This window comes from Achromobacter sp. 1L-A-4-B-C2, from assembly GCF_057291955.1.
In genome coordinates, this window is sequence record NZ_JBXAWP010000001.1 from 1,435,192 (window position 1) to 1,454,431 (window position 19,240).

A 19,240-nucleotide genomic window follows, 5' to 3' on the forward strand; every position below is an offset into this window, starting at 1 on the left:
AATGGGCGATAATCGCCCGATGAACTGGAACTTCACCAAAATGCATGGCGCGGGCAACGACTTTGTCGTGCTCGACGGGGTCCGCCAGACCATCGAAATGACGCCCGAGCGCGCCCGAGCGCTGGGCGATCGGCACTTTGGCATCGGCGCCGACCAGATCCTGCTGGTCGAGCGGGCCACCCGCCCCGATGCGGATTTCCGCTATCGCATTTTCAATTCCGACGGCAGCGAAGTCGAACACTGCGGCAACGGCGCGCGCTGTTTTGTGCGCTTTGTGCACGAACAAGGGCTGTCCGACCGTAACCCGCTGCGCGCGGAAATCGCCACCGGCATCCTGATGCTGGACGAAGGCGACGACGAACAAGTCACGGTAGATATGGGCAGCACCCGGTTCGAACCCGAGGCCCTGCCATTCGACACCGCCGGCCTGCCTTCAATGCGCGAAGGCGAAGACACCCTCTGGGAACTTGAACTGGACGCCCCCGCCGGCGTGCCCAACAAAGTGTGGCTGTCGGTCGTGGCCATCTCGAACCCGCACGCGGTTCAGGTGGTGGATAACGTCGACACCGCGCCCGTTTCCGTTCAAGGCCCCCTGATCGAAACCCACCCGCGCTTTGCCCGCCGCGTGAATGCGGGCTTCCTGCAAGTCATGGACCGCCACAACGTCCGCCTGCGCGTTTTCGAGCGCGGCGCGGGCGAAACGCTGGCCTGCGGCACGGGCGCCTGCGCCGCCGTGGCAGCCGGCATCCGCCGTGGCCTGCTGGAATCGCCGGTGCGCGTGCAAACGCGCGGCGGCGTGCTGACCGTTGCCTGGAATGGCGACCAACTGCGCATGACCGGCCCGGCCGAATCCGTGTTCACGGGGCAAGTCGACATCGACAAGCTCGTCTTCTCCATGGCGCTGAACCGCTGACCCTATGACTGATACCGCTTTCACCGCCCAAGACATCGCCGCCTTCCTGCAAGACCACCCCGGCTTCTTTGACGAACACGCCGACGTGTTCGCCACCATGCAGGTGCCGCACCCGCATGGCTCGCGCGCCATCTCGCTGGGCGAACGCCAGATCCTGACCCTGCGCGAACGCAACCGCGAACTGGAATGGCGCTTGAACGAACTGGTGCGCAACGCCACCGCCAACGAAAGCATCGGCACGCATGTGGCCAAGTGGTGCAGCCGCCTGCTGTCTGAAAATGACGCGCAGCGCGTGCCCGGCGAAATCGCGCTGGGCCTGGCCGAACAATTCGACCTGAACCATGTGGCCCTGCGCCTGTGGGATTTGTCCGAGTTGGCGCCCACTGGTTATGGCGAGCCCGTCTCGCAAGATGTGCGCACGTTCACCGACAGCCTGAAGACGCCGTACTGCGGCACCGACACCGATTTCGAAGCGGTGGGCTGGCTGGACAGCAAGCCCAAGTCGCTGGCCCTGGTGCCCTTGCGCCTGGAAGCCGACGGCCCGGCCGTGGGCCTGTTGGTGCTGGGCTCCGACGACCCGGAACGCTTTACGCCCGAGATGGGCACGGCGTTTCTGGAATCCGTCGGCCAACTGGCATCGGCCGCGCTGCATCGCTTGAACCCGGCCTCGCCCAAGGCCTAGCGCAACGCGACGGCGGGCGGACATGGACCAGAACTTGCACAACGCGCCCCCGCCCGGCAGTGCCCAGGACGGCGCCGATGCTGCGCCCGCGTCCGACAGCAAACGGTCCACCGTCGGCACCGTGCCTTTGCCCGACGGAGTACGGACCACGGCCGGCCCCTCGCAGCCCGACGCCGGCGACCAGGCGCTGCCCGAACCGATGCGCGCGTGGCTACGCCATCTGGAAACCAACCGCCGCTATTCCGTGCACACGCTGAGCGGCTATCAGCGTGAGCTGCACTTTCTGCACCAACTGGCCGACCGCGCCGGCCTGCCGCTGGACAAGATCGCCAACGGCCACATCCGCCAATTTGTCGCACGCCTGCATGCCCAGGGCCGCGGGCCACGCAGCCTGGCGCGCACGCTGGCCGCCTGGCGCGGCTTCTACCAATGGTGGGCCCCCGCCGCCGACCTGGCCGGGAACCCCGTGGCCGGGGTACGGGCGCCCAAAGCGCCGCGTGGGCTGCCCAAAGCCTTGTCCGTAGAACAAACCCAAGCCCTGCTAGACCGCGCGCCCGCCAAAGTGGCCAACGAGCCCGTCGCGCTGCGCGACCAAGCCATGCTTGAACTGCTGTATTCCAGCGGGCTGCGCTTGTCAGAGCTGGTTGGGTTGGACTTGCGCTACACGCGCACCCCCGATTACGAATCCGCCGGCTGGTTGAAGCTGGAAGAAGCCGAGGTCGAAGTGCTGGGCAAAGGCGGCAAGCGCCGCTCGGTGCCGGTGGGGCAGGCAGCGATTGCCGCCTTGCAGAAATGGATTGCCGTGCGCCCGCAGCTGTCGCCCCCCCATCCGCTTACTCAGGACGCCTGCGCCTTGTTCCTGGGCGCGCGCGGCAAGCGCATTTCTCCCCGCGTCGTGCAACTGCAACTGGCGCAGATCGCCCAAACAGCGGGCCTGCCCACGCATGTGCATCCGCACGTGCTGCGCCACAGTTTCGCCAGCCATGTGCTGCAATCGGCGCAAGACTTGCGGGCCGTGCAGGAAATGCTGGGCCACGCCAATATCTCGACCACGCAGGTCTATACCCGCCTGGATTTCCAGCATCTGGCCAAGGCCTACGACCAGGCGCATCCGCGCGCGGGCCGCAAATCCTGAACGGGCGGGGCTTACCCGCCGCCCGCCAACATGCCGCCCAGCAGCATGACACCCAACAACATCACCGCCATCGCGGCCAGTGCCTCTACGCTGTAGCGCAATCGCGCCGCGCCCTTGCTGGACAAGCGCTGGCCGACGCGCGTGGCCGCGCCGCCGGCGGCAACCGCCAGGCAGGCCAACGCCGCCACCGTCAAACCGGTGCCGGCGCCCATGGCCAGCGCCGACGCCACGCCGGCCATAAAAAAGCCTTGCGACAACGCGAACACCAGCACGATCAACGCACCGCTGCAAGGTCGCAAGCCCACGGCCAGAATGGCGGATGCGGCGCGACGCCAGCTCAAGCTGCCCGCCACCTGCTCAGGCGCGGGCACATGCGCATGTCCGCAACCGCAGTCGTCGTGATGATGATGGTGATGGTGATGTTGGTGGAGATGCGGCAACCCCACCGTCACCGACGCGGCGGACGCATACACCGGGATCGCATTCAACGCCACAGCGCCCTTTGGCGAGGCGCCCTTTGGCGGAGCGCCCTTTGGCGGAGCGCCCTTTGGCGGAGCGCCCTTTGGCGGGGCGCCCTCCGGCGGTGCGCCCCTCGGCGGCGATGCACCCGTCGTCAATCCGGCACCCGCCATTGGCACAGCGTGCGTGGACGCGGTGGCCGGAACCGTTCCTGCCACCGCCCCTTGGCGCCTGCCCGGCAGCAGCGGCCGAATCGCCTTGACCCAGACCAGCCATGCGCCCAGCAACGTCACCAGCGCATACGACGCCAGCTCCAGCCAACGCGTCGCCTGGTTCATCGTGGCGGCGGTGGCGTTGAACACCAGCGCCAACACCGCGACCAACACAATCGCCACCAGCGCCTGGATCAATGCGGACGCCAGCGCCAGCAGCGCGCCGTTGCGCGCCGTCTGCCGATTGGCCAGCACGTAGGAAGAAATCACGGCTTTGCCGTGGCCGGGGCCCAGCGCGTGGAACACGCCGTAGGCAAACGACAGGCCGATCAACGTCCAGGCCGCGCCGCCATCGGCCTGCCAGGCGCGCACCGCGCCGGTCAGTTGACGGTAGAAATGGCTTTGCCAGACAGACACCTGACCGAAGAAATTGGCCAGCCAGCCCGGGCCGCCCATGCCCGCGCCGCTTTCCGGCACGCCAAACGGATGCGCGCCCTGCGCCGCCGCCGCGCCCATGCCGCCAAGCAGCAGCAATAACGCGAACCCCAGCACAGCACCGCCACGGGACAACGCTAAGGGCATTGCACCTCGATGCGGTGCGTCAGCCCTTTGGTGATGGCAAAAAGTTCGTCCGGCAGCGCCTCCGGATCGGCCGGGATTGCGGCCAATTGCTGCATGGTCTTCCAATCCAGTTCCTTGGGCTTGCGATAGTCGGATGTGCAGGCCGACGCCTGCGGGCCGGCCAGCGACACCGCGCCTTTCTCGTCGAACGCGTAAGCGACGAAATAGGTAGGGTCGTAAATGTCCACTTGCGCGCCCTCGGGGCCGATGGGCATCGGGCTCGCCAGCGGCAAGGTGAACGACAGCGTCAGGCGCGTCGTCTTCGGGTTCCAGTCAACACGCGCATCGCGCGGCGCCGCGAACGTAGCGGTCTGCCCGCCCACCGTGACGCGAGTGAAGTAGTGCGAGATCGGTTCACCCAAGGACCTCATCCAGTCATCGGCCATGCCCTTCAAGGTGGCGGCGGGCAAGGCGCCGCCCTTGCCCTTGGCCATGCCCTGCGTGGCGTAAGCGCCGAACATTTCGTCAAACAGCCATACCTGGCGCACGGCGGTGACGCGCTGCTGCGCGTCGATGTCGACCACCGCCCGCGCATCGATCCACATGTGCGGATGCGCGCCGGCGGAGCCGGCCACCAGCATGGCCGTCGCGGCGGTCAGGGCTGCAAGGCCGCGGCAAGCTGACGTACGTTCCATTCGAACATTTCCATATAGGTCGCGCCGGGCTGTCCGGGCTTGGACAGGGCGTCGGAATAAAGCGTACCACCCACCTTGGCACCGGTTTCCCGCGCAATCTGCTGCACAAGTTTGGGGCTGGAGATGTTCTCGACGAACACCGCGGGGACCTTGTCGCGCTTGACCTGTTCGATGATGCGGGCCACTTCGCCGGCCGACGGTTCGGCGTCCGTCGACACCCCCATCGCGGGGATAAACGACACGCCGTAGGCGTCGCCAAAATACCCGAACGCGTCGTGCGACGTCACCACCTTGCGGCGGTCGGCGGCAATGGCGGCAAACGTCTTCTTGGCCGAGGCGTCCAGCGCTTGCAGGCGGGCGATATAGGCGGCCGCGCGCTGACGATAGGCGTCGGCATGGGCAGGGTCGGCGGCGGCCAGGCCGTCGGCCACGTTGCGCGCATAGATCACGCCGTTGGCCAGGCTTTGCCATGCATGCGGATCGGCGTCGCCGTGATGATGATGGCCATCGCCATCGCCATCGCCGTGGTCGTGGTCGTGGTCGTGGTCGTGCTCATGGTCATGATCGTGTTCAGCGTGCTTATGGTCGCCGCCCACCTGCGCGAACTTGCGCGGCGTGACGCCCTGTGAGGCCACGACCGTCTTGCCGGCAAAGCCCGACGCCTTCGTCAACTTCGGCAGCCAGGTCTCGAAATCCAGCCCGTTCACAAACAGCACCTGCGCAGCGGACAGCTTTTTTGCGTCGCCCGGCGTGGGTTCATATTCGTGCGCATCGCCGTCAGGCCCCACCAATGTCGTCAAGCTGACATCGTCGCCCCCCACTTCGCGAACAATGTCGCCCAGGATGGAAAAGCTGGCCACGGCCTTAAGCGGTTCCGCGGCGTGCGCTGCGCCAAGGACAGCCGACAGGCACAGGCCCGCGACAGTCAACAGGGCGCGGCGGCGCGACGGCAGAATGGAACGCATGGCGAATCTCCTTGTGAACTCAGGCTTGGCGCGTACGGCGCGGTGCCCGCAGCAGCCCGCCTTGCGGGCCGCCAACGATGGAAAGCAGATAACAGGCGCCCGCCGCCAGGATGATCGACGGCGAGGCGGGTACGTTGAAGTGGTAGGACACGAGCAAACCGCTGACGGACGCCAGCACGCCGAAGCCGGCTGCCAGCGGAATCTGCCGGGCGGCCGAGCGCACCCAGAATCGCGCGGCGGCGGCGGGCAGCATCATGATGCCGACGACCATCAAGGTGCCCAGCACTTGGAAACCCGCCACCAGATTCACCACCACCAGCACCAGGAACCCCATATGCACCCAGCCGCCCCCGCCCCCACTGGCCCGCAGGAAACCGGGGTCCAGGCATTCGGCCACCAGCAGGCGGTAGATGGCGGCCAGCACCAGCAAGGTCACGCTGGCCGTGATGGTCACCAGCAGCAGCGAGGCATCGTCCAGGCCCAGCACCGTGCCGAACAGCACGTGCAGCAAGTCCATGTTCGAGCCGCGCAGGGACACCAGCAGTACGCCCAGCCCCAGCGATATCAAATAGAAAGCGGCAAAGCTGGCGTCTTCACGCAGCGGAGTCAGGCGCGCCACCAGGCCCGCCAGCAAGGCAACGGCCAGCCCGGTGACGATGCCGCCCAGCATCATGGCGCCCAGCGACAGGCCGGACAGCAGAAAGCCCGCCGCCACCCCCGGCAGGATCGCGTGCGACATCGCGTCGCCCATCAGGCTCATGCGCCGCAGCACCAGGAACACGCCCAAAGGCGCGGCCCCCAGCGACAAGGCACACGCCCCCGCCAGCGCGCGCCGCATGAATCCATAATCCATGAAGGGCGAAAGCACCCATTGCGCCAGACTCATTGGTAGGCCCTCGCGTGCCACTGGCGCGCCATTTTCAGATTTGCGTCGCTTAGCGCGGTCGCGGTGTCGCCCCACGAGACCACAGAGCCCGACAGCAGCAAGGATTCCGGGAAGTGGCCGCGCACCAGATCCAGGTCATGCAGCACCGCGATAACCGTGCGGCCCTGGCCATGCAGCCCGCATAGCAGGGCCATCAGGTCGTCGGCGGTATGGCTGTCGACAGCGGCGAAGGGTTCGTCCAGCAGCAGCACGGGCGCATCCTGCACCAGCATCCGCGCAAACAAGGTGCGCTGCATCTGCCCGCCCGACAAAGTGTCCACGCCGCGCCCGGCCGCATCGGCCAGACCGACGGTTTCCAGCGCGTGCATGCAGCGGTCAAGCTCGTCGGCGGGAAAGCGACGCCAGGCGCCGACCCGGCGCCATGCGCCCATGGCCACCAGGTCCAGCACCGTCACGGGAAACGCCCGGTCCAGTTCAGCCGCCTGCGGCAACCACGCCAGTTCGGAACGCCCGGCCCCGCTGATGCGCACGCTGCCCGTCATGGGACGCAGCACCCCCATGATTCCCTTGATCAGCGTCGACTTGCCGGCGCCGTTGGGTCCGACCACCGCCGTCATCCCGCCGGCGGCGAAGCGGCCCGACACGGCCTTCAGCGCGGGATGCCCGTGCCAGCCGAAGGACGCCTCGGACAGTTCGATCGTGACCGGCGCCACGCTCATCGCGGCCACCAATCCAGCGCCCAGCCCGTCAACACCCACAGCAGGGTTGCGGCCACCATTGCGACCACCATGCGGCGCCAGGCGGATACGAGAAATGCAGAGCGAGGAGGCTTGCCGTGCCGCGGCGCGGTGCCGGACCGTGCGGGCAGAAGCGTGAAGTGAGACATGGGAAAGCGCAAACACCACAAAGGACAAGCCGAAATCAAAGCAAGGCGCCGCGAGATGCGGCGCTTGCGATTTTTACAATGTTATATCATAACTAAATCTGCTTGATTCCGGGAGCGCTGCCCGCATATACGACTTTTCTGCTACCTTCCAGGCATCTCGCGCGCGTCGCGCGCGTCTTTCATTCAGATAAAGTCCGCCATGCCCGCTCCGCCCCGCCCCCCCCGCAGCGACACCGTAGGCGCCCAGCTCAGCGTCGCCGAGACGCTGTGCGAGCAGCGCGGACGCCGCCTGACGCCCATCCGCCGCAAGGTGCTGGAACTGCTGCTGCGCCATGGGCGCAGCCTGAAGGCGTACGAGCTGCTGGACGCCATGCGAGAAGTGCACCCCGGCGCTGCGCCCCCCACCGTGTACCGCGCGCTGGACTTCCTGATGGATGAAGGGCTGATCCACCGGCTGGACGCAGTCAACGCCTGGAGCGCCTGCCACGACGCCGGCGGCGCGCCCCACGACCTGCTGGTGGTGTGCACCGGTTGCGGCGCGGTGGCCGAAGTGTCCGACCCCGCCATGAGCCGCCAACTGGCCGAACGTGTCGCCCAAACGGGCTACGCCCTGGCCACACAAGAAACCGAGATCCGGGCGCTCTGTCCCCAATGCCAGCAAAAGCAACCCGCTGACGCCGGCCATCACCACCATCACCATTGAACCGGCTGCGGCGCGGCGCCCGCGCTGCCTGCCGCGCTGCCCACGTCTGCCCGCCCGTGTCCGTGGCGACGTTGCCAGGCCCCCGCTTGCCGCAACGCCAATTTGCCAGGCACCGGACAAGGTCCGGTCGCGACGAGGTCGCACCGACTCTTGAAATCCGGAAAACCGCCCCAAAATAGTGATATCGCCGGATACTTTCCAGGCTACAGACGCGATCCGGCGGGCTTCGGCCCCTGGGTTGACCCGGGGTTTGCCCCCTGCCCCCGACTGTGCTGTAATCCTGCGTCCGGCCGCTGTTGGCGGCCCACGCAGCCTGTGGCAAACACCATCCTGCACGGGGCAAAACACCCTGTCAGGGCCTGTGTTGAATGCCTAGACTTCAGCCTTGACTTCACGCTAGCAGCTTCGCCATGAACACCCCGCGCAGTTTGGACAAAATGGTTCCCGTCACCATCCTCACCGGCTTTCTCGGTGCGGGCAAGACCACCCTGCTCAAACGCATCCTGACCGAATTTCACGGCCGCCGCGTAGCGGTCATCGAAAACGAATTCGGACCGGAAAGCATCGACAACGACCTGCTCGTGCAAGACAGCGATGAAGAAATCATCGAACTGTCCAACGGCTGCGTCTGCTGCACGGTGCGTGGCGACCTGATGCGTACGCTGTCCGAGCTGCGCGTCAAGCGCGAAGCCGGCGAACTGACATTCGAACGCGTCATCCTGGAAACCACCGGCATGGCCAACCCCGGCCCCGTGTGCCAGACGTTCTTCATGGACGACGACATCGCCGAGTACTACCGCCTGGACGCGGTGGTAACCGTGGTGGATGCCAAGCACGGCATGTCCACGCTGGACGAGCAACCCGAAGCCCAGAAGCAAGTCGGTTTCGCCGACCGCATCCTGATCTCCAAGCGCGACCTGGTCAACGAAGTCGACTACGAAGCGCTGCGCCACCGCCTGGTTCACATGAACCCGCGCGCGCCGATCACGCCGGTCAATTTTGGCGAAGTCGACCTGAAGTCGATCATCGACATCAGCGGCTTCAACCTGAATTCCATTCTGGACATCGACCCGGAATTCCTGGCCGATGAGCACCCCGACGCCGCCCACAGCCACGCCCACGACCACGGGCACGATCATGGCCATGGTCACGACCATGACCATGATCACGAAGGCGACTGCGGGGCACATTGCGATCACGCCCACCATCACCACCCCAAGCACGACGACGAAATCGGCGCGTTTGTTTTCCGTTCCAACAAGCCGTTCGATCCCGCGCGCCTTGAGGAATTCCTGGGTGGCGTGGTGCAGGTCTATGGCCCCGACCTGATGCGCTACAAGGGCATCCTGTACATGAAGGGCATCAACCGCCGCATGTTGTTCCAGGGTGTGCACATGATGATGGGCGCCGAACCCGGCAAGCCGTGGACCGCGGCCGAAAAACCGTCCACCAAGATGGTATTCATTGGACGTAAGCTGCCCCAGGAGATTTTCACCCGGGGCTTGGAGCAGTGCCTGGCGGGGTAATCCCCCTTCCCGACGTGACGCGATGCGACGAAGGCAGTACTGTGAGGTACGAGTAACGTAGTCAGCAAGCAGCACCAACCGGGAAAGGACGCCCGCGCCAGGATCGATTCATAGTGGAGTGTTTTCATGGCTACCAAGGCAGCAACTAAAAAATCAAGCAAGTCGACGAGCGATACGGCGATTGATCTGCCCAGCGAGAAGGAATTGCTGGCCATGCCCGAGTCCGACTATATGAACGAACGCCAGTTGGCTTTCTTCAAGGAACGGCTCAAACAACTCGAACAGGACATCCTGGCCAACGCCGGCGAGACCACTGAGCACCTGCGCGAAACGCAGTTCGTGCCCGACCCCGCCGACCGCGCCACCATCGAGGAAGAACACGCACTTGAGCTGCGCACCCGCGATCGCGAGCGCAAGCTGCTGAAAAAGGTGCAACAGTCCATCGCCCGCATCGACAGCGGCGAATACGGCTGGTGTGAAGAAACCGGCGAACCGATCGGCGTCCCGCGCCTGTTGGCCCGCCCCACGGCCACCCTGTCGCTGGAAGCGCAGGAACGCCGCGAGATGCGCCAAAAGCTGTACGGCGACTGATCCGTCCCGTTTTCACGCCATGCCCTGAAAGGCTATGCTGGTTTCCAGCATGGCCTTTTTTATTGGCCGTCGCGCACCGCGCTTGATTTCCTTGGAACCGCCCCCAGCTAGTCCTTTCAAAGGAAGGAACGCATGGAACAATTTCACGCCACCACCATCGTGTGCGTGCGCCGCGGCAACCGCGTCGCACTGGGCGGCGATGGCCAGGTCACCCTGGGCAACATCGTCGTCAAGGGCACGGCCCGCAAGATCCGCCGCCTGTATCACGACAAAATCCTCGCTGGCTTTGCCGGCGCCACCGCCGACGCATTCACGCTTCAGGAACGCTTCGAGGCCAAGCTGGAAAAGCATCAGGGCAACCTGATGCGCGCCGCCGTCGAGCTGACCCGCGACTGGCGCACGGACCGCGTCCTGCGCCGTCTTGAAGCCATGCTGATCGTGGCCGACACCGAGCACACGCTGGTGCTGACCGGTAACGGCGACGTGCTTGAACCCGAACATGGCCTGGCGGCCATCGGATCGGGCGGCGCCTACGCGCAATCGGCCGCGCTGGCCTTGCTGCGCAACACCGAGCTGTCGCCCGAGGCCGTCGTCAAGCAATCGCTGGAAATCGCCGGCGACCTCTGCATCTACACCAACCAGAACCACGTCATCGAAACGCTGGGCGACTGACGCCGCCATACGGCGCTTGGGGTGTTCCCCGCGCCGTGGCCGCTTCCCCAGCCCGCCTCAAGCTTCAAGGATTCGCCCTCATGTCCGCATCCAACATGACGCCCGGAGAGATCGTCTCCGAACTCGACAAATACATCGTCGGCCAGAACCGCGCCAAGCGCGCGGTGGCCGTCGCCCTGCGCAACCGCTGGCGCCGCCAGCAGGTGGCTGAACCCCTGCGCCACGAAATCCACCCCAAGAACATCCTGATGATCGGCCCCACCGGCGTGGGCAAGACCGAAATCGCGCGCCGCCTGGCCAAGTTGGCCAACGCGCCCTTCATCAAGATCGAAGCCACCAAGTTCACGGAAGTGGGCTATGTCGGCCGCGACGTCGACACCATCATCCGCGACCTGACCGAATACTCGATCAAGCAAACGCGCGAACTCGAAATGCGCCGCGTGCGCACGCAAGCCGAGGACGCCGCCGAAGACCGCATCCTGGACGCCCTGGTGCCGCCCGCCCGCGGCGCCTCCGGCGAGCCGGAGCGCGGTGAAGACAACAGCGCCCGCCAGACCTTCAGAAAGCGCCTGCGCGAAGGCAAGATCGACGATCTGGAAATCGAGATCGAGGTCGCCCAGGCCGTGCCGCAAATGGACGTCATGACGCCCCCCGGCATGGAAGAAATGGCCGAGCAATTGCGCGGCATGTTCGCCGGCATGGCCCGCGACAAGAAAAAGCCGAAGAAGATGAAGGTGCGCGAAGCCTTCAAGCTGATCGTCGACGAAGAAGCCGCCAAGCGCGTCAACGAAGAAGACCTGCGCACCGTGGCCATCAATAACGTTGAGCAGAACGGCATCGTCTTCCTGGACGAAATCGACAAGATCGCCGCGCGCCAGGAATCGGGCGGCGCCGACGTGTCGCGCCAAGGCGTGCAGCGCGACCTGCTGCCGCTGGTTGAAGGCACCACCGTCAACACGCGCTACGGCATGGTCCGCACCGACCACATCCTGTTCATTGCGTCCGGCGCGTTCCACCTGGCACGCCCGTCGGATCTGATCCCGGAATTGCAGGGCCGTTTCCCGATCCGCGTGGAACTGGAATCGCTGACCGCAGAAGACTTCGTGCGCATCCTGTCCGACACGGACGCGTCGCTGACCAAGCAGTACACCGCCTTGATGGCGACGGAAGACGTGCAGCTGGAATTCACGGATGAAGGCGTACGCCGTTTGGCCGAACTGGCTTACGAGGTCAACGAAACCACCGAGAACATCGGCGCCCGCCGTCTGTACACGGTGATGGAAAAGCTGCTGGACGAGTTGTCGTTCGACGCGACGTCAAGCCAGGACAAGCACGTGAAGATCGACGCCGCCTACGTCAACTCGCAACTGGCCGAAGCCGCCAGCAGCCAGGATCTGGCTCGCTACGTGCTGTAAATCGGGGGCTTTGGGGTTGGCGACACGTTCGCGCCCCTGGCCTTGCCAGCAAAAAAGCCGCTTGCCGCCTGATGGCGGAAGCGGCTTTTTCTTTGGGCTCTGTGGATTGCGAGCTGCGGGCCGCGAGGTCCGGAGTTCGGGGTCCTGAGTTCGGGGTGCTGAGTTCGGAGTTTGGGGTCCGGGCTTGGGCTTCGAACCGAGATCGTCGATACCCGAGCTGGCTTAGTGCCCAGCGGGCAAACTTCAGTTCGTGATCGCCGTCACGACGTATTTGCCATCCTTGCGGGTCGCCGTGAAGCGCACCTTGTCGCCCGCCTTGATCTTGGCCAAGAGCGCCGGGTCGGCGTCATACACCAGCGTCATTGCCGGCAAGTCCAACGCCTTGATTTCGTCGTGCTTGATCGTCACCTTGCCCGCGGCCGGGTCCACCCGCCGCACTTCGCCGCTGGCGTCGGCCTGCTGAGCGAACGCCAGCGGCGTCGCCAGCGATACAACAGCCATCGCGGTCGCGACAGCCATGGGCATTGCATATTTGCGGTCAAAAGCCATACAGGCATCCTCCATTGACAGCGAAAGCTGCTCCGGCGGCACAGCGCCCGGCCAACTTTCCACAGTGCTAGGATACCGCCGTTAAGAAACAGTTCCTGCGGCAGAACGCAACAATCCTGACGGTTGATTGCCGGCCCCCGCCCCACCGGGCGCGCGCTTATCGCCGCACGCAACGCCTACTTTCTCTTTATCCCATTCAGGAACCTTCATGGCCAACCGCTTATCCGTCATCGCCACCCGCACCGGCGACGACGGCACCACCGGACTGGGGGACGGATCCCGCACCCCCAAAGACGCGCCGCGCATCGCCGCATTGGGCGACGTAGATGAATTGAACAGCGTCATCGGTGTATTGTTGGGCGAAGCCATCCCGGCAGAAATCGCCGCCGACCTGCTCGCCATCCAGCACGACCTTTTCGACATGGGCGCCGAGCTCTGCATCCCGGGACACACGGCGGTGAAGGACGAACAGGTCGCGCGACTGGACGAGCGCCTGGCGCACTACAACGGCACCCTGACCCCGCTGCGGGAATTCATCTTGCCGGGCGGCGCGCGAGCGGCAGCACAGGCGCATGTTGCGCGGACGGTGTGCCGTAGGGCGGAACGGGCGGTAGTGGCGTTGGCGGGAGTGGAAGCGGTCAACCCGCCAGTTCGGCAATATTTGAATCGGTTGTCGGATCTGTTGTTTGTGTTGGCACGCTGTATAAACAAGCATGCGGGGCAACAAGACACTTTCTGGGCGGGCGCCCAGGCACGCCGATAATTCGCAACGGGAACACGCCGGAAGCGAACGGCCCCGGGGTATTAGACACATGAGCATTATCGTTACCGGCGGCGCCGGCTTCATCGGATCGAATTTCGTGCTGGATTGGCTCGCTCAAAGCGACGAGCCGGTTATCACGCTGGACAAGCTCACCTACGCCGGAAACCTCGACAACCTTGCGCCCCTGGCGCACGACCTGCGCCACCGGTTCGTCCATGGCGATATCGCCGACCAAGCCACTGTCACGGCGCTGCTAAGAGAGCATCGCCCCAGAGCATTGATCAACTTCGCCGCTGAAACGCACGTCGACCGATCCATTGCCGACCCGGGCGCGTTCATTCGGGCGAATGTGTTGGGCACTTACCACTTGTTGGAAGCCACCCGTAGCTATTGGGCGCAGCTGGATGCTCGGCAACAGGCCGACTTCCGTTTCTTGCACGTCTCCACCGACGAAGTCTATGGCACGCTGGACGAAGGCGGGTCCCCGTTTACCGAACAGACCCCCTACGCGCCTAACAGCCCGTATTCGGCCAGCAAGGCCGCCAGCGACCACTTTGTGCGGGCATATCATCAGACCTACGGCCTGCCCGTGCTGACGTCCAATTGCTCCAATAACTACGGCCCGAGGCAGTTCCCCGAAAAGCTGATCCCGCTGGTTATCCACCACGCCTTCGCGGGCAAGCCGTTGCCCCTCTATGGCGATGGCTTGCAGCGGCGCGACTGGCTCTACGTTTCCGATCATTGCGATGCGATCCGCCGAATGCTCGAGGCCGGTGTTCCAGGCGCCACCTATAACGTGGGTGGTTGGAACGAAATGTCCAACCTTGAGCTGGTACGCGGCCTTTGCCATCTTCTGGATGGCTTGCGTCCCCGAGCAGATGGCAAGTCGTACACGGACCAAATCGTCCACGTACCCGATCGCGCGGGACACGACCGCCGTTATGCCGTTGACGCATCCCGCCTGCAACGCGAGCTGGGGTGGATGCCCGCCGAGACCTTCGAGTCCGGCATTCTGAAAACGATCCAGTGGTATCTGCACGAAACGCAGTGGGTAGCGAACGTCGCCAGCGGCGCCTATCGCGCCAACCAAGAAGCCCCGCCGGAGTCCGAGTGAAAATCCTTCTGTTGGGTAAGACCGGGCAGATCGGCCGGCAACTGCAGCGCTTTCTGCCTGTGCTCGGCGACCTGGTGCCGCTTAGCCGGAAACAGGCCGATCTTTCCGACGCTCACGCCTTGGGCCTGGCACTGTCGATTCATCAGCCGGATGTCATCGTCAACGCGGCCGCGTACACCGCTGTTGACCGGGCGCAACTGGAGCCAGAGGCCGCCGCCAGCATCAATACGGACGCCGTTGCCCAGCTTGCGCGGTATGCCAAGGAGTCAGACGCGCTGCTTGTCCACTATGGCACTGACTATATTTTCGACGGCACCAAGCCGACGCCTTATTGCGAAGCCGATATCCCAAACCCGCTGAACGTCTATGGCGCCACCAAGCTCGCCGGCGATGCAGCTGTGTTGGATAGCGGCTGTGATGCGCTGATCCTGCGTTGCAGCTGGGTATACGCGGCACACGGCCAGAATTTCCCCTCTACGCTGCTGCGCCTGGCGGCCACGCGCGACAATCTTGACGTAGTCGCCGACCAGGTCGGAGCGCCAACGTCGGCCGCGCTCGTTGCGGACACTACGGTGCGCGCCATTGCCGCGCGTACCCGCCGCGAGTTGCCAGGCGGCATCTACCATCTGGCGGCAAGCGGCAGCACCAGTTGGCATGCCTATGCGCGCTACCTGGTCGCGGGCGCCACCGAACGCGGGGTACCGCTGCGGCTCGCACCCGAGAACATTCATCCAGTGTCCTCGGACCGCTATGGCGCAGCGGCAAAACGGCCACGCAACTCCCGGCTGGACACTACTCGACTGGAGACGGCGCTGAACGTGCACTTTGACCATTGGACGTGTGGCGTGGACGACTTGTTGGACGAGCTTTCAAAACGCGGTCGGCGCGGCGGAGATAATCCATGAATCGCAAAGGCATCGTATTGGCCGGGGGATCGGGCGTTCGGCTGCACCCGGCAACGCTGGCTATCAGCAAGCAGCTCCTGCCGGTTTTTGACAAGCCGATGATCTACTACGCGCTCACTACGTTGATGCTGGCGGGTATACGGGACATCCTCGTCATTTCGACGCCGCAGGATACTCCGCGTTTTCAACAACTGTTGCAGGACGGTTCGCAGTGGGGAGTCAATCTGAACTATGCGGTCCAGGCTTCGCCCGACGGCTTGGCGCAGGCCTTCCTGATTGGCGCCCCGTTCATCGGCAACGAATCATCTGCCCTGGTGCTGGGCGATAACATCTTTTATGGGCACGAACTGCCAAAGCTGCTGCAAAGTGCCAACGATCGTGTCGATGGCGCGACCGTTTTTGCCTATCACGTGCAAGACCCTCAACGCTATGGCGTGGTCGAATTCGACCCGCAGGGACGGGTATTGTCGCTGCAAGAAAAACCCCTCGCGCCTCGTTCGCATTACGCGGTAACCGGGCTGTACTTCTATGACAATGATGTGATTGATATTGCGCGAGATATTCGGCCGTCCGGGCGCGGGGAACTCGAAATTACGGACGTCAACCAGCATTATCTTGATCGAGGAAAGCTGGCGACACAGATCATGGGCCGCGGCTACGCCTGGCTGGATACCGGCACGCATGAATCGCTGTTGGAGGCTAGCCAGTTCATCGCAACCCTGGAACACCGGCAGGGCCTTAAAGTGGCGTGCCCCGAGGAAATTGCGTTTCGCCAACGGTGGATAAGCGCCGAGGACCTTGAACGGCTTGCCGCGCCGTTATCCAAGAGCGGCTACGGGCAATATCTGCAACGCGTTCTTTCGGACACGGTGTTCTGATGAATGTCCTGCCCCAGATGCTGCCCGAGGTACTGCTGCTCGAACCCCACGTCTTTCACGATGAACGGGGATTTTTCTTCGAGAGCTTCAATGAACGCGCTTTTGAAGTTGCCACCGGCCTGCAGCGGCGGTTCGTCCAGGAAAACCATTCATGCTCGGCCCAAGGCGTCCTGCGCGGGCTGCATTACCAGCTTGAACGTCCGCAGGGAAAGCTGGTCCGTGTTTGTGCGGGAGAAATCTTCGATGTCGCGGTGGACATCAGGCGTTCATCGCCTACGTTTGGAAAATGGGTCGGGACACGCCTGAGCGCGGCAAACAAACGCCAAGTGTGGATACCCGAAGGGTATGCCCACGGTTTTGTTGCGTTGTCTGACTCAGCGGAGGTGCTGTATCGGGTAACGGACTACTACGCGCCGGACCGTGAACGCTGCATCCGCTGGGACGATCCGGATTTGGCCGTCGCGTGGCCGCTAAAGCAGGCGCCGGTGCTGTCTGCAAAGGACCGCCTCGGCGCCTTTCTCAAGGATGCAGAACTGGACTGATCAATTCACCCCAGCCGCATGCGCCTGTTCATCCGCGTGATACGAAGACCGCACCATCGCCCCCACCGCCGCATGGGAAAACCCCATCGCATAAGCTTCACGTTCAAACATCTTGAACGTATCCGGGTGCACGTACCGCAATACCGGCAAATGATGCTCCGACGGCTGCAGATACTGCCCGATCGTCAGCATATCCACGTTGTGCTCACGCATATCCCGCATCACTTGCAGGATTTCCTCGTCCGTCTCGCCCAACCCCAGCATCAGCCCTGACTTGGTCGGCACTTCCGGATGCAGCTTCTTGAATTCGGCCAGCAGCTTCAACGAGTGCATGTAGTCCGAACCCGGACGCGCCTGCTTGTAAAGACGCGGCACGGTTTCCAGGTTGTGGTTCATCACATCCGGGGGGCCGGCATTCAGGATGGTCAACGCGCGGTCCAGGCGGCCGCGGAAGTCGGGGACCAGCACTTCGATGCGGGTGGTGGGCGACAGTTCGCGGATGTGGGTGATGCAGTCCACGAAGTGGCCGGCGCCGCCGTCGCGCAGGTCGTCGCGGTCCACCGAGGTGATGACGACGTACGACAGCTTCAACGCGGCGATGGTGCGCGCCAGGTTTTCGGGTTCTTTGGTGTCCAGCGGGTCGGGGCGGCCATGGCCCACATCACAGAACGGGCAGCGGCGGGTGCACTTGTCGCCCATGATCATGAATGTGGCGGTGCCCTTGCCGAAGCATTCGCCGATGTTCGGGCAAGACGCTTCTTCGCAGACCGTGTGCAGGTTGTGCTCGCGCAGGATGCGCTTGATGTCGTAGAAGCGCGAGCCCGGTGCGGCGGCTTTCACGCGAATCCACTCGGGCTTTTTCAAGCGCTCGGCCGGCACGATCTTGATGGGGATGCGCGCCGTCTTGGCTTGCGACTTCTGCTTTTGCGTCGGATCGTAGACGGCTTCCGTGGTGGCGGGAGCGGCGGCGGATTCGTTCGGGGGAACAGCGGACTCGGCAAGCGTAGACATTGGGCACCTTCGCAACCGGCGCGCAGGACGGCCCGGTTTAAGACAAAAATGGCATTTTACCCCCGCCGCCGCCTCACGCCTCCACCGCCGCCTGTTGCACCAACCCGCCCGCCGCTTTGCCCTGGGCCAGCCGGCTGCTTGTCCACATCGCGCCTTGCAGGCTGAGTTATCGTCTTGCCTGGCAATTTCGCTGAATTCCCCCTAAGCCCTTCTCCATGTCCCTTATTTCCCCGCCCCGCCTCGTTGCCCTGATCGCCCCCCGCCTGGATACCGGCCCTGTCGGTCGTGCTGTTCAAGCTTGCGCGGAGCGGCTGGCGGGCGAGGGCTATTTCCTGGCGGCGGGGCCGTGGCACGACGCCGCCATGTTGCCGCAGTTGGCCGCCTTGCAGCCGGCTGCGGCGCTGGTCATGGGCCCGCTGGACGAGCCCAATCTTCGCGCCGGCCTGGCCGCGATGGAAATTCCGGTGGTGGAAACGTGGAGTGCCTCGGCGCACCCGCTGGATACGGCCGTTGTGATCGACAACGAAGAGGCCGGTCGCATGGCCGCGCGCCATCTGGCGGAAAAGCGGCATGCGTTGGTCGCCTGCATCAGCGCGGACAACCCTTGGGAACGCGCGCGACGCCAGGGGTTTATCAGCGCGGCGGCGGCGCTGGGGCTGGATCGGGTTGCGGACATCGTGCAGCCCGAAGTGCTGCAAATGAACGACGGGCGGATGGCGTTTTTGCGACTGCTGGCCACCAACACGATCTTTGACGCGGTGTTCTGCACGTCGGATCTGCTGGCGGCGGCCGCAGTGTCCGAGGCGCACAACCGCGACCTGCACGTGCCGCAGGATGTGGCGGTGCTGGGTTTCACGGATGACGGCAGTGCGGCGCAATGGGCGCAAGGCCTGACGACGCTGGGCGTAAACGCGGCGGACCTGGGCCGCCGGGCAGCGCAGGTGTTGCTCGACCGGCTACAGGGCGAACTGGCTGCCGGCCAGCATCAGACCTTGGAAGTGACGTTCGAAGCTCGGCTAAGCACGTAGAAAAGCGCGGCGCTGGGCGCATTATCGGGGCGATACCGCTGCTATACCGCTGCTATACCGGCGCTATACCGCTGCGATACCGCCCTACCTTTTCGGCCTGCAAACAACGCGGCAAGCCGATAGTCTGTCGACACCTTCACGCCAGCAGA

General features: G+C 64.4%; 21 protein-coding genes. 14 read left to right on the forward strand and 7 right to left on the reverse strand.

Annotated elements, in window-relative coordinates; translation table 11 throughout:
• Position 1 precedes the first annotated feature (1 nt).
• From dapF to xerC, 3 genes are all read left to right on the forward strand, one after another.
• A complete protein-coding gene (gene dapF / locus AC0Z35_RS06600) occupies positions 2 to 913 on the forward strand; it encodes a diaminopimelate epimerase (RefSeq protein WP_485131082.1) in 912 nt (303 codons plus the stop codon).
• 4 nt (positions 914 to 917) lie between these two features.
• On the forward strand, positions 918 to 1,595 hold the full coding sequence (locus tag AC0Z35_RS06605) for a DUF484 family protein (protein ID WP_046802990.1): 678 nt from the start codon (positions 918 to 920) through the stop codon (positions 1,593 to 1,595).
• A 199-nt stretch (positions 1,596 to 1,794) separates the two neighbouring features.
• Positions 1,795 to 2,730, forward strand: a complete 936-nt coding sequence (gene xerC, locus AC0Z35_RS06610; protein ID WP_485131637.1) for a tyrosine recombinase XerC — start codon at positions 1,795 to 1,797, stop codon at positions 2,728 to 2,730.
• A gap of 11 nt (positions 2,731 to 2,741) precedes the next feature.
• Here the strand turns inward: xerC and AC0Z35_RS06615 are convergent, their stop codons facing one another.
• From AC0Z35_RS06615 to AC0Z35_RS06635, 5 genes are read right to left on the reverse strand one after another with little or no spacing between them, the layout of a single operon-like run.
• On the reverse strand, positions 2,742 to 3,983 hold the full coding sequence (locus AC0Z35_RS06615; protein WP_485131081.1) for a nickel/cobalt transporter: 1,242 nt from the start codon (positions 3,981 to 3,983) through the stop codon (positions 2,742 to 2,744).
• Positions 3,974 to 4,567 carry a DUF1007 family protein gene (locus AC0Z35_RS06620; RefSeq protein WP_485131636.1) on the reverse strand — a complete coding sequence of 198 codons (594 nt, stop codon included), beginning with the start codon at positions 4,565 to 4,567 and terminating at the stop codon, positions 3,974 to 3,976. The genes AC0Z35_RS06615 and AC0Z35_RS06620 overlap by 10 nt, the downstream gene beginning before the upstream one ends.
• A 50-nt stretch (positions 4,568 to 4,617) precedes the next feature.
• Positions 4,618 to 5,622 carry a metal ABC transporter substrate-binding protein gene (locus AC0Z35_RS06625; RefSeq protein WP_485131080.1) on the reverse strand — a complete coding sequence of 335 codons (1,005 nt, stop codon included), beginning with the start codon at positions 5,620 to 5,622 and terminating at the stop codon, positions 4,618 to 4,620.
• Positions 5,623 to 5,641: 19 nt separating this feature from the next.
• The gene (locus AC0Z35_RS06630; protein WP_104142573.1) at positions 5,642 to 6,508 is read right to left on the reverse strand and encodes a metal ABC transporter permease; all 867 of its coding nucleotides are present in this window, start codon (positions 6,506 to 6,508) and stop codon (positions 5,642 to 5,644) included.
• Positions 6,505 to 7,227, reverse strand: coding sequence for a metal ABC transporter ATP-binding protein (locus AC0Z35_RS06635; protein ID WP_046802985.1), 723 nt, complete (start codon positions 7,225 to 7,227; stop codon positions 6,505 to 6,507). The genes AC0Z35_RS06630 and AC0Z35_RS06635 overlap by 4 nt, the downstream gene beginning before the upstream one ends.
• Positions 7,228 to 7,593: 366 nt before the next feature.
• Here AC0Z35_RS06635 and AC0Z35_RS06640 point away from each other — a divergent pair, with 366 nt between their 5' ends.
• The 5 genes from AC0Z35_RS06640 to hslU all read left to right on the forward strand — a co-directional run bounded on the left by AC0Z35_RS06640 (position 7,594) and on the right by hslU (position 12,301).
• Positions 7,594 to 8,097, forward strand: coding sequence for a Fur family transcriptional regulator (locus AC0Z35_RS06640; RefSeq protein WP_046802984.1), 504 nt, complete (start codon positions 7,594 to 7,596; stop codon positions 8,095 to 8,097).
• 410 nt (positions 8,098 to 8,507) lie between these two features.
• Positions 8,508 to 9,623 (forward strand): CobW family GTP-binding protein, encoded by a 1,116-nt coding sequence (locus AC0Z35_RS06645; RefSeq protein ID WP_104142572.1) that lies wholly within the window; start codon positions 8,508 to 8,510, stop codon positions 9,621 to 9,623.
• Positions 9,624 to 9,749: 126 nt separating this feature from the next.
• Positions 9,750 to 10,214 (forward strand): RNA polymerase-binding protein DksA, encoded by a 465-nt coding sequence (gene dksA, locus AC0Z35_RS06650; RefSeq protein WP_006216410.1) that lies wholly within the window; start codon positions 9,750 to 9,752, stop codon positions 10,212 to 10,214.
• Positions 10,215 to 10,346: 132 nt separating this feature from the next.
• A complete protein-coding gene (gene hslV / locus AC0Z35_RS06655) occupies positions 10,347 to 10,886 on the forward strand; it encodes an ATP-dependent protease subunit HslV (protein ID WP_006216412.1) in 540 nt (179 codons plus the stop codon).
• Between the two features lie 80 nt (positions 10,887 to 10,966).
• Positions 10,967 to 12,301, forward strand: coding sequence for an ATP-dependent protease ATPase subunit HslU (gene hslU, locus AC0Z35_RS06660; protein ID WP_104142571.1), 1,335 nt, complete (start codon positions 10,967 to 10,969; stop codon positions 12,299 to 12,301).
• A 243-nt stretch (positions 12,302 to 12,544) separates the two neighbouring features.
• Here the strand turns inward: hslU and AC0Z35_RS06665 are convergent, their stop codons facing one another.
• Positions 12,545 to 12,850: a copper-binding protein gene (locus AC0Z35_RS06665; protein WP_006216414.1), complete on the reverse strand. Its 306-nt coding sequence runs from the start codon at positions 12,848 to 12,850 to the stop codon at positions 12,545 to 12,547.
• Positions 12,851 to 13,058: 208 nt separating this feature from the next.
• Between AC0Z35_RS06665 and AC0Z35_RS06670 the strand changes: the two genes are divergently transcribed.
• The 5 genes from AC0Z35_RS06670 to rfbC are packed head-to-tail and all read left to right on the forward strand — an operon-like array spanning position 13,059 to position 17,052.
• A complete protein-coding gene (locus AC0Z35_RS06670) occupies positions 13,059 to 13,613 on the forward strand; it encodes a cob(I)yrinic acid a,c-diamide adenosyltransferase (RefSeq protein WP_485131079.1) in 555 nt (184 codons plus the stop codon).
• Positions 13,614 to 13,662: 49 nt separating this feature from the next.
• Entirely contained in the window at positions 13,663 to 14,727 is a 1,065-nt protein-coding gene (gene rfbB, locus AC0Z35_RS06675; protein WP_485131078.1) for a dTDP-glucose 4,6-dehydratase, read from the forward strand.
• A complete protein-coding gene (gene rfbD, locus AC0Z35_RS06680; RefSeq protein WP_485131077.1) occupies positions 14,724 to 15,632 on the forward strand; it encodes a dTDP-4-dehydrorhamnose reductase in 909 nt (302 codons plus the stop codon). Before rfbB ends, rfbD begins: the two co-directional genes overlap by 4 nt.
• Positions 15,629 to 16,510 carry a glucose-1-phosphate thymidylyltransferase RfbA gene (gene rfbA / locus AC0Z35_RS06685; protein WP_485131076.1) on the forward strand — a complete coding sequence of 294 codons (882 nt, stop codon included), beginning with the start codon at positions 15,629 to 15,631 and terminating at the stop codon, positions 16,508 to 16,510. Before rfbD ends, rfbA begins: the two co-directional genes overlap by 4 nt.
• Positions 16,510 to 17,052, forward strand: a complete 543-nt coding sequence (rfbC, locus tag AC0Z35_RS06690) for a dTDP-4-dehydrorhamnose 3,5-epimerase (RefSeq protein ID WP_485131075.1) — start codon at positions 16,510 to 16,512, stop codon at positions 17,050 to 17,052. Before rfbA ends, rfbC begins: the two co-directional genes overlap by 1 nt.
• Here the strand turns inward: rfbC and lipA are convergent, their stop codons facing one another.
• Positions 17,053 to 18,063, reverse strand: a complete 1,011-nt coding sequence (gene lipA / locus AC0Z35_RS06695; RefSeq protein ID WP_046802961.1) for a lipoyl synthase — start codon at positions 18,061 to 18,063, stop codon at positions 17,053 to 17,055.
• Positions 18,064 to 18,278: 215 nt separating this feature from the next.
• Between lipA and AC0Z35_RS06700 the strand changes: the two genes are divergently transcribed.
• The gene (locus AC0Z35_RS06700; protein ID WP_485131074.1) at positions 18,279 to 19,091 is read left to right on the forward strand and encodes a substrate-binding domain-containing protein; all 813 of its coding nucleotides are present in this window, start codon (positions 18,279 to 18,281) and stop codon (positions 19,089 to 19,091) included.
• Positions 19,092 to 19,240 lie beyond the last annotated feature (149 nt).